Origin of the sequence: Mesorhizobium sp. LMG 17147 (genome assembly GCF_024297145.1) — a bacterium.
GTDB lineage: Bacteria > Pseudomonadota > Alphaproteobacteria > Rhizobiales > Rhizobiaceae > Mesorhizobium.
In genome coordinates this window covers 1-9497 of the sequence record NZ_JANCTC010000039.1, presented here as the reverse complement: position 1 = coordinate 9497, position 9497 = coordinate 1, and the positions used below count along the sequence as shown (strand labels likewise).

Sequence of the window (9497 nt, the reverse complement as noted above, 5' to 3'; positions counted from 1 at the left end):
AACAACTTCACCGCCGCCGAAACCGAAATGCCGAACCGTTTCGCGGCCGACCGGCGGCTCTCGCCACCCAAAACCGCCGCTACAACACGTTCGCGAAGATCATCCGAAAGCGGTCGCGTCATCCGATGCTGGCCTCCGAATGGTCCGGTGAACCTGGGCGTTTTGACAAAAACCGCCAGCCGCGTCTCAGGAGCACTCTACGCTGTGGCGGGGAGGGTGTTTCCGTATCTGCCTCAGACGGTCCGCCATTGGTGAAGCTCTGCCCGACGACCTCGGAAACAAAGGTCGCATTACTCGATCAGTACAGTTTCAGCGCACCGGCCGGAAAAATTGAGGCGAATCTCATCAGTACTTCTGAAATGATGAACTGGAAAATTCCTGGTGGAATATCGGTCTACCATTTTGATTTCAGCAGTAACAAATGGACGAAAATCACCAGGGGAGTGTTCGACGACCCGGGCGGGGATGGCCTTGTAGCTTTCGGCGTGACCGACACAGTCGTATTTACTTAATTCGATATGTATGGTGAATATACAGGAGCTATTCGCCGCCGTTGACGTTCATACGATCTCAGCAAGACGGTTCGATCGGCTTTGTCGGAGTGCCGCACGGCGTCCAACTCGATGGCTAGGGTTTCTTCTTCGCTCAGAAAAGCTTGCTTGGCGGTCCCGCTCCGGTTCGGCGCTTCCTCCCGCACGTGATGGACCTCGTGCTCGATCGCAAGATCAATCCCGGAAAGGTCTTCGACCTCACGCTGCCGCTTTAGATGTCGCCGAGGGTTATCGCGCCATGGATGAGAGGCGTGCGATCAAGACGCTACTCCGGGTGTAAGTCGCAGCCAAACACTTGGCGGAAACTGGTGCGCCAAAACGGCGCACCAGTTTCCGCCATTTTGTCGTGTATCGCAGGAGAAAGCGCCGAACAAATGAGCGCGCTCTCGACAGGATTTCTGAAACATGACAGCGATGGGCGCGGCGGCGCTGCTGATCCTTGTCCTGACCTATGCCGGCGTTGCTGTCGGCAGGGTACCCGGGCTGCGCCTCGACCGGGCAGGGATAGCACTGCTCGGCGGTGCGGCGATGATCGCCATCGGCGCGCTGGACATGGAAGACGCCTACCGCGCCATCAGCTTCGACACCATCACGCTTCTGCTCGGCATGATGATCGTCGTGGCGCATCTGAAAGTGTCGGGCGCGTTTCGCGCGCTCGGCGGGTTCGCCATCGAGCATGCGCATGCGCCATTCATGCTGCTGGTGATGGTGACGCTGTTGACCGGCGTCCTGTCGGCATTCCTCGTCAACGACGCTATCTGCCTGGTCATGGCGCCGATCGTCGTCCATGTCACCCGCGTCATCAACCGCAACCCGGTTCCCTATCTGATCGCCACGGCGACCGCATCCAATTGCGGCAGTGTCGCGACCATCACCGGCAATCCGCAGAACATGGTCATCGGCGCCCTGTCGGGGATTTCCTATCCGGCCTTCTCGGCGGCGCTTGCGCCGGTGGCCCTGTTCGGCCTCGTCGCCGTCATCGTCATCATCCGCATCGTCTACCGCGCCGAATTTTCGCGCAAGGCCGAGCTCAGCCCCGAAGTCTACCGAGGCCGCATGCTGCCGGGGCAGGTGCTGAAGGCGGTGGTCGTCTGTATCGGTTTGGCCATCGCCTTCTTTGCCGGCGTTCCGGTTGCCAAGGCGGCGCTGATCGGCGGCGCGATTCTGTTGCTGACCCGCGCCATCAAACCTGAGCGCATCTATCGCGAGATCGATGGGCCGCTGCTGTTCATGTTCGCCGGGCTGTTCATCGTCGTCGCCGGAGCCGAGAAGACGCTGCTTACGCCCGACATCGTCGCTTCGGCAAAAGACCTTGGGCTGAATGATGTCTGGCGGCTGTCCGGCTTCACCGCGGTGCTGTCCAACATCATGAGCAATGTCCCGGCCGTGCTGGCGCTGAAGCCGTTCGTGCCCGGACTGGAAAACCCCGAGCGGGCCTGGCTGGTCGTCGCCATGAGCTCGACGCTGGCCGGCAATTTCACGTTGCTCGGCTCGGTCGCCAATCTGATCGTTGCCGAGCACGCGCGGGTCTCCGGCAAACCGCTGGGCTTCATCGCCTTCTTCAAGGTCGGCCTGCCGTTGACGCTGGTGACCCTTCTTGCCGGGACGGCATGGCTGGCGGCCTAGAAGCGCGTCGTGTTCGACCCACCTCGTGCGGCGCGCATTAGGCTCCTTTTCGTCATGTCGTTATCGCAAAACCGCTGCACACTTTTGCGCGGCAAACATTAGCCGGTCAGGGCGATGTCACCGTCAGATGGCCTTTCATGTTGGGATGGAAGCGGCAGAAATAATCGACCGATTCCGCCTTCTTCACCGTCAGGCTCGCTGCCTTCTTCGGCGGGATCATCACTTCCCAGGCGCCGTTGACGGTTGCCGTGTGGGCGAACACGTCCTTGTTTACCCACCTGATCGTGTCGCCGACCTTCGCCTCGATCTTCGCCGGCGAAAACACAAGCTTCTCGATCGTCACCTCGATGGTTTCGGCCTTGGCCGGCGCGGCACCCGTGGCCAATGCCAGAGCAACCCACAGATGCCGCCGCGACATCATTGGCTCGATCCTCACTTCAGCATGCCGGCGACGTGTTCGGCGTGCTGTTCGTGGCCCTGGAATATTTTCAGGCCGGTTTCCAGCAGGCTCTTCAGCTCGGCATTGCTGGCCGACGGAATCAGCAGAGTTTCGAGCGCGCCATTGACCTGCTTGTGGTAGGCCACCTCGCTGGCGACATAGGCCTTGTCGAACGCTGCGCCCTTGAGCTTGGCAAGCTTGGCACGTTCCTCGGCCGCCGCCTTGGTCAGCGCTTTGCTCGTCGGATTATCCTCAGGCGTGACCTTGAGCTTCTTGACCAGGTCGAGAGCCTGTTTGTTGACCGCCTCGTGATCTCGCACCATGTCCTTGGCGAAATCCACGACCTCCTTGTTTTTCGATTTCTTCAGCGCCTGCTTGGCCGCCTCGACGTCAAGCACGCCCGCTGTGTAGGCGATATGTGCGATCTGCGGATCGGTCGGTTTGTCGGCAGCTTGCGACGAGGGCGCCGCGCCAAGCAGGAAAATTGCGGCCAGTGCCGTGGTCGATCGAATAAACATGATGCTCTCCTTCGCCCCGACGCGGAACTGCATCGGGCTTCGTTTTCAGTGATGCTCATTGGATGCAGGTCACGGGAAAACGTTCCCGCGAAAATCGCCGCGGCCTATCCGGAAAGACCAAGCCGCTGCATCACGGCATTGGTCAGCCGTTCGCAGCGCCGGCCCGCGAACGGAAAGGCGTCGAGCAGCACCGGGCCGATCTGGTCGTCCAGCGCCTTGCGCACCAGCGCGCGGGCGCGGTGCAGCCGGGTCTTGATGGTTTCTGGTCGCACGCCAAGCAGTTCGGCGGTTTCCTCGATGCTCAATCCCTCGATGACGCGCGCCACGAACACCATCCGGTAGACATCGGGAAGACTGTCGGTTGCCCGTTCGACAAGCTCAAGGATCTGCCGTTGCGCCATCGTCCGCTCCGGATCGTCGCTCGGGTTGAGGGGAAACCGGATGATTTCGGCTTGCGGGCTTTCAGGCATCGCTACCATTCGCCGCCTTTTGCGCAAGCGGCCGAGCGCTTCGTTGATAACGATACGCGACAGCCATGTGGCGAGCGAGGCATCGCCGCGAAAGGACTCGAGATGGGCAAAGGCGCTGACATACGCCTCCTGGACGATGTCCTCGGCCTCGCTGTCGTTCCGCACAACGCCGCGGGCGATGCGGTAGAGCCTTTGGTTGTGCCTCTTGATGATGGTGCGGAATGCATCGCCATCACGTGCCAGCGCGCGGCCGACAAGCTGCATATCGCCGGAAGCGGCGGGCGTTGCCGTCAACGCAGCAGGCATGGCCGATCTCCTGATAGGCTTCTCATCCGACATTGGATGCATCGGTCGACAAAAGGTTCCCGACCGATCCCGCCGGCCAGCCTATCCGTTTCAAGCGCCGGCAGAGGCTATTCTACCGCCTTCACCACGCCGCCGCCCCTGTTTTGTAGAGCCGGCCGATCGGTCGCCGTGATATCGCTCAGGATCGCAATTTTTCCAGGCTGTTACGCCGATTTTCTGACTCAGTCTGGAGGGTGCTGGCTCAGGCCTCAGCGGCCGCCGCCAGCCCGCGCGCCAGGTCGGCCTTCAAATCCTCGACATCCTCGAGCCCGATCTGCAGGCGCACCAGCGGCCCGTCATACGGGCCCTTGGCGATTGTGCGGTCGCCAAGGAATACCGGCACGGCAAGGCTCTCATAGCCGCCCCAGGAATAGCCGAGGCCGAAAAACTTCAACGCGTCGAGGAAGGCGTGCTGCTGCTTCTGTCCGCCGCCCGCGAGAACGATCGAGAAGATGCCGCTCGATCCGCAAAAATCGCGCTTCCACATAGCGTGGTCGGGATGACTGGGCAGCCCCGGATGCAGCACCTGCGCTACGCCGGGCTGACCCTCCAGCCAGCCGGCGAGGGAAAGCGCGCTCTTTTGATGATGCTCCAGCCGCACGCCCATCGTGCGCAGGCCGCGCAGCACCTGGTAGACGTCGTCCGGTCCGGCGCAGCAGCCCATCGTGTTGAACGTCTCGCAAAGCTGGTTCCAGCAAGCTGCATTGGCCGACACCGTGCCGAGCAGCACGTCGGAATGGCCGGCCGGGTATTTCGTCGCCGCGTGGATGGAGATGTCGACGCCGTGGTCGAGCGGGCGGAAGTAGAGCGGCGTCGCCCAGGTGTTGTCCATCATGACGATGGCGCCGGCGGCATGTGCTGCCTTGGCGATGGCCGGTATGTCCTGCACCTCGAAAGTGTTGGAGGCCGGCGATTCGGTGAACACCACCTTGGTGTTGGGCTTGATCAGCGCCGCGATGCCGGCGCCGATGCGCGGTTCGTAATACTCGACCTCGATGCCCAGCCGCTTCAGCATCGTGTCGGCGAAGTTGCGGGTCGGATGATAAACGGAATCGACGATCAGCAGATGATCGCCGGCCGACAGGAAGGCGAGCAGCGGCAGCGTCACCGCCGCCAGGCCGGACGGTACCGCGACCGTGCCTGCCGAACCTTCCAGCGCATCGATCGCGCTGTTCAGCGCATCGGTGGTCGGCGTGCCGCGCGTGCCGTAGGTGTATCTCTGGCTGCGTGAAGCCATCGCCGCCGCATTGGGATAGAGCACGGTCGAGGCATGCACCACCGGCGGATTGACGAAGCCGAAATAGTCATGCGGGTTGTTGCCGGAATGGGCGAGCCGCGTGTTGACGCCCATCTCGCTGTCGTCTTTTGCCATTGCTTTTCGTCCCATGGGTTGGTCGTTAGCCATAGTGCGGCGGCATTGGCCGCGCAACCGCACCGAACTCGCCAGGCCAAGGTCTTGAATATGCCAATTCAGCAATGCGCCGTAGATCCTCTGAACGGCTGCCAGGTGCGCTGGGCAAGTCACGGTCGGACTTTGCCGGCTTAATTGGCGCGCTGACCAATTTGCGAGCGCGTTTGTCTGCAATTTCAGGCATTTCAGGCGGTTGGTTTTCAAAGTCTTTCGGATTTGGTCATTTCCCTTGACCTCACAGGAATAATCGCCTTCGATGTTGTTCGTGAATGGGAGGCAGCGCGTCGGTTACGATGCGCGATTCCGGTAATGGGCCGGGATACATAGCTGCGTTCACACGGGAAAAAGTCAGGTTCGCCTGGAAAAAACAGAAAAGGGTCTGTGGGTCATGAAACACATTGCAATCGGCGTTTTGGGCGCCGCCGCGTTTGGATTCGCGGCTTCGGCGGCTTCGGCGGCCACGCTCGACGATGTCAAAGCGAAGGGCTTCATCCAATGCGGCGTCTCGACCGGTCTGGCCGGCTTCTCGGCGCCGGACGACAAGGGTGAGTGGCAAGGCATCGACGCGGACTTCTGTCGCGCTGTGGCGGCCGCCGTGTTCGGCGATGGCACCAAGGTGAAGTTTACGCCGCTCAGTGCCAAGGAGCGGTTTACCGCTCTGCAGTCGGGCGAGATCGACATCCTGTCGCGCAATACCACCTGGACCATCAATCGCGACACCGCACTCGGCCTGAACTTCATCGGCACGACTTATTATGACGGCCAGGGCTTCATGATCAACGCCAAGAAGCTTCCGGGCGTGAACTCGGCGCTGCAGCTTTCGGGCGCGGCGGTCTGCGTGCAGAGCGGTACCACGACCGAGCTCAACCTTGCCGACTATTTCAAGTCGAACAAGATGGAGTACAATCCTGTCGTCTTCGAAAAGCTGGAAGAGGTTAACGCCGCCTATGACGCCGGCCGCTGCGACGTATACACCACCGACCAGTCGGGCCTCTATGGCATCCGCCTGACACTCGGTGCGCCGGCCGACCACGTCGTGTTGCCCGAGATCATCTCCAAGGAACCGCTTGGGCCGGCCGTACGCCAGGGCGACGACCAATGGTACCACATCGTCAAGTGGACCTATTTCGCGTTGCTCGACGCCGAGGAACTCGGCATCACCAAGGCCAATGTCGACGAGATGAAGAACTCGGACAGTCCCGAGATCAAGCGCGTGCTCGGCCAGGAAGCCGACACCAAGATCGGCACCGATCTCGGCGTCTCTAACGACTGGGTCGTCAACATCGTCAAGGCCGTCGGCAATTACGGCGAGATGTTCGAGCGCAATGTCGGCTCGGGCAGCCCGCTGAAGATCGCGCGCGGCATCAACGCGCTGTGGACCAAGGGTGGTCTGCAATACGCTCCGCCGATCCGCTGATCGAAAATGGATTCGGAAGGCAGATCGTCTGCCTTCCGGTCTCTCTTTCCAGGGGACTGTCGAATGGCATCGCAGGAAGTTCTTCGCGAGGGGCCAAGCCGCGGTTCCCTCATTAATGATCCTCGTGTCCGCGGTATATTCTTTCAAGCGCTGGTCCTCGTCCTGCTGGTAGCGGGGGTCTGGTGGGTTACCCACAATGTCATCGTCAATCTGACGCGCTTGCACATCGCTTCCGGTTTCGGCTTTCTCAAGGGCCGCGCCGGCTTCGACATCAGCGAAAGCGCCATCGCTTATTCGTCGGATTCGACTTATTTCCGAGCCATCCTGGTCGGCTTCATCAACACCGTGATCGTGGCCGTCGTCGGCATTATCACCGCCAGCATCATCGGTTTCATCGTCGGCATTGGCCGACTGTCGCGCAACTGGCTGATCAGGAAGATCTGCACGGTCTATGTCGAGGTCTTCCGCAACATCCCGCCGCTGCTGGTCATCTTCTTCTGGTATTCCGGCGTGCTCGCCGTGCTGCCGCCGCCGCGCGAGAGCATTAATTTGCCGTTCGGCTCCTTTCTCAACCAGCGCGGCTTCTATTTTCCGCGCGCTGTCTGGGGCGAGGGCTCCTGGCTGATCCTGGTCGCCCTGCTCCTCGGCATTGCCATGGCCTGGTTCGTCGCCCGCAAGGCGCGGCAGCGGCAGATGGCGACGGGTCAGCCATTCCCGGTGCTCTGGACATCGATAGCGTTGATTGTCGGCCTGCCGCTGCTGGCCTACGCGCTGAGCGGCTTTCCTCTGAGCTTCGAATTCCCGAAGCAATCGACTTTCAACCTGGTCGGTGGCTTTCAGGTCAGACCGGAGTTCCTGTCACTCTATCTGGCGTTGTCCTGCTATACGGCCGCCTTCATCGCCGAGATCGTGCGCGCCGGCATCAGGGGCGTCAGCACGGGCCAGACCGAGGCGGCCGCGGCACTTGGGCTGCGCTCGGGATCGATCCTCAGGCTTGTCGTCGTGCCGCAGGCGATGCGCATCGTTATTCCGCCGCTGACCAGCCAGTATCTGAACTTGACCAAGAACTCTTCACTCGCCATCGCCATCGGCTATCCGGACCTGACGGCGACTGCCGGCACTGTCTTGAACCAGACCGGGCAGGCGGTTGAAGGCGTGGTGATCATGATGGCTGTCTATCTCGCGCTAAGCCTGATCACGTCGGCGATCATGAACGTCGTCAATGCCAGGATGGCGCTGGTGGAGAGGTAGGGCCATGCAGGAACACGACATGTCCTGGGTGCGGACGGAGATGGCGCTGGCCCAACCGGCGCCGTCGAGCGAGCGTGGCCTCACCGCCTGGATCCGCAAGAACCTGATTGCCACCACGGGCGACGCCATTCTCACCATCGTCGGCATCGCGCTGGTCGCTATGATCCTGCCCCAAATCATCAATTGGGCCTTCATCAACGCCCAGTGGACCGGACCGGACCGCTCGGTCTGCGCCACCGTAGCGCAAGGCGGCATCCAGCCGGATGGCTGGACCGGTGCTTGCTGGGCCTTCGTCAACGCCAAGTTCGGCCAGTTCATGTTCGGCACCTATCCTATCGAGGAGCGTTGGCGGCCGATCGTGGTGGCCATCCTGTTCGTGGCACTGTTGGTGCCGCTGCTCATTCCGCGCGTACCGCGCAAGGGGCTGAATGCCATTCTTCTCTTTCTTGTACTGCCGGTCGTCGCCTTCGTTCTGTTGGTCGGCGGCATATTCGGCCTGCCGCATGTCGAGACGTCGCGTTGGGGCGGACTGCTGGTGACGCTCAGCCTGTCCTTCGTCGGCATTGCCGTGTCGCTGCCGATCGGCATCGTGCTGGCGCTCGGCCGGCGCTCGAACATGCCAATCGTCAAGCTGCTGTGCGTGATCTTCATCGAGACGGTACGCGGCATCCCGCTGATTACGGTGCTGTTCTTTGCCAGCGTGATGCTGCCGCTGTTCCTGCCGGCCGGCGTCAGCTTCGACAAGTTCCTGCGCGCGCTGATCGGCGTGTCGCTGTTTGCCGCCGCCTACATGGCCGAAGTGGTGCGTGGCGGCCTGCAGGCGATCCCCAAAGGCCAGTATGAGGGCGCCGATTCGCTCGGCCTCAGCTACTGGCAGAAGATGGGCCTGGTCGTCATGCCGCAGGCGCTGAAGCTGGTCATTCCCGGCATCGTCAACACCTTCATCGGCATGTTCAAGGACACCAGCCTGGTCATCGTCATCTCGATGTTCGACCTCCTCGGCATCGTCAAGCAGAACTTCTCCGACGCCAATTGGGCGACGCCGCAGACGGCCAGATCCGGCCTGGTGTTCGCGGCCTTCATCTTCTGGCTGTTCTGCTTCGGCATGTCGCGCTATTCAATGTATACGGAACGCCGTCTCGACACCGGCCACAAACGCTAAAAAGGGGACCTTGTCATGGCCATAGAAAACGCCGTCAGCGCGGAAGAGATCAAGGTCAATGCCGCCAAGATGCACATTTCCACCACCGATGTCGCCATCGACATCATCGCCATGCACAAATGGTACGGCGAATTCCATGTGCTGAAGGACATCAATCTAAAGGTGATGCGCGGCGAGCGGATCGTCATCTGCGGCCCGTCGGGCTCCGGCAAATCGACGATGATCCGCTGCATCAACCGGCTGGAGGAACACCAGAAGGGCAAGATCATCGTCGACGGCAAGGAACTGACCAACGATCTGAAGAAGA

General features: G+C 61.3%; 10 protein-coding genes and 2 pseudogenes. 7 read left to right on the top strand and 5 right to left on the bottom strand.

What is annotated here, in order from left to right; all coding sequences use genetic code 11:
• Positions 1-122: pseudogene (locus NMG46_RS29275) on the bottom strand (IS630 family transposase); the annotation flags it as partial.
• A gap of 3 nt (positions 123-125) precedes the next feature.
• Between NMG46_RS29275 and NMG46_RS29270 the strand changes: the two are divergent.
• The 3 genes and pseudogenes from NMG46_RS29270 to NMG46_RS29260 all read left to right on the top strand — a co-directional run bounded on the left by NMG46_RS29270 (position 126) and on the right by NMG46_RS29260 (position 2177).
• Positions 126-512 (top strand): hypothetical protein, encoded by a 387-nt coding sequence (locus NMG46_RS29270; RefSeq protein ID WP_254820745.1) that lies wholly within the window; start codon positions 126-128, stop codon positions 510-512.
• A gap of 68 nt (positions 513-580) precedes the next feature.
• Positions 581-831, top strand: a pseudogene (locus NMG46_RS29265) (IMP dehydrogenase); the annotation flags it as partial.
• A 125-nt stretch (positions 832-956) separates the two neighbouring features.
• Positions 957-2177, top strand: a complete 1221-nt coding sequence (locus NMG46_RS29260) for an anion transporter (protein WP_254820744.1) — start codon at positions 957-959, stop codon at positions 2175-2177.
• 106 nt (positions 2178-2283) lie between these two features.
• On the opposite strand, the gene NMG46_RS29255 is transcribed toward NMG46_RS29260, so the two are convergent.
• The 4 genes from NMG46_RS29255 to NMG46_RS29240 all read right to left on the bottom strand — a co-directional run bounded on the left by NMG46_RS29255 (position 2284) and on the right by NMG46_RS29240 (position 5321).
• On the bottom strand, positions 2284-2595 hold the full coding sequence (locus NMG46_RS29255; RefSeq protein ID WP_254820746.1) for a cupredoxin family copper-binding protein: 312 nt from the start codon (positions 2593-2595) through the stop codon (positions 2284-2286).
• Positions 2596-2609: 14 nt separating this feature from the next.
• Entirely contained in the window at positions 2610-3134 is a 525-nt protein-coding gene (locus tag NMG46_RS29250) for a DUF4142 domain-containing protein (protein WP_254820743.1), read from the bottom strand.
• A 104-nt stretch (positions 3135-3238) separates the two neighbouring features.
• Positions 3239-3910 carry an RNA polymerase sigma factor gene (locus NMG46_RS29245; protein ID WP_254820742.1) on the bottom strand — a complete coding sequence of 224 codons (672 nt, stop codon included), beginning with the start codon at positions 3908-3910 and terminating at the stop codon, positions 3239-3241.
• Positions 3911-4151: 241 nt separating this feature from the next.
• Positions 4152-5321, bottom strand: a complete 1170-nt coding sequence (locus NMG46_RS29240; RefSeq protein ID WP_254820741.1) for a cystathionine beta-lyase — start codon at positions 5319-5321, stop codon at positions 4152-4154.
• Between the two features lie 427 nt (positions 5322-5748).
• Here NMG46_RS29240 and NMG46_RS29235 point away from each other — a divergent pair, with 427 nt between their 5' ends.
• The 4 genes from NMG46_RS29235 to NMG46_RS29220 all read left to right on the top strand — a co-directional run.
• On the top strand, positions 5749-6777 hold the full coding sequence (locus tag NMG46_RS29235; protein ID WP_254820740.1) for an amino acid ABC transporter substrate-binding protein: 1029 nt from the start codon (positions 5749-5751) through the stop codon (positions 6775-6777).
• 63 nt (positions 6778-6840) lie between these two features.
• Positions 6841-8028, top strand: coding sequence for an amino acid ABC transporter permease (locus NMG46_RS29230; protein WP_254820739.1), 1188 nt, complete (start codon positions 6841-6843; stop codon positions 8026-8028).
• 4 nt (positions 8029-8032) lie between these two features.
• On the top strand, positions 8033-9190 hold the full coding sequence (locus tag NMG46_RS29225; RefSeq protein WP_254820738.1) for an amino acid ABC transporter permease: 1158 nt from the start codon (positions 8033-8035) through the stop codon (positions 9188-9190).
• Positions 9191-9205: 15 nt separating this feature from the next.
• Positions 9206-9497 (top strand): ATP-binding cassette domain-containing protein (locus tag NMG46_RS29220; protein ID WP_254820737.1); only part of this gene is annotated, 292 nt, incomplete at its 3' end.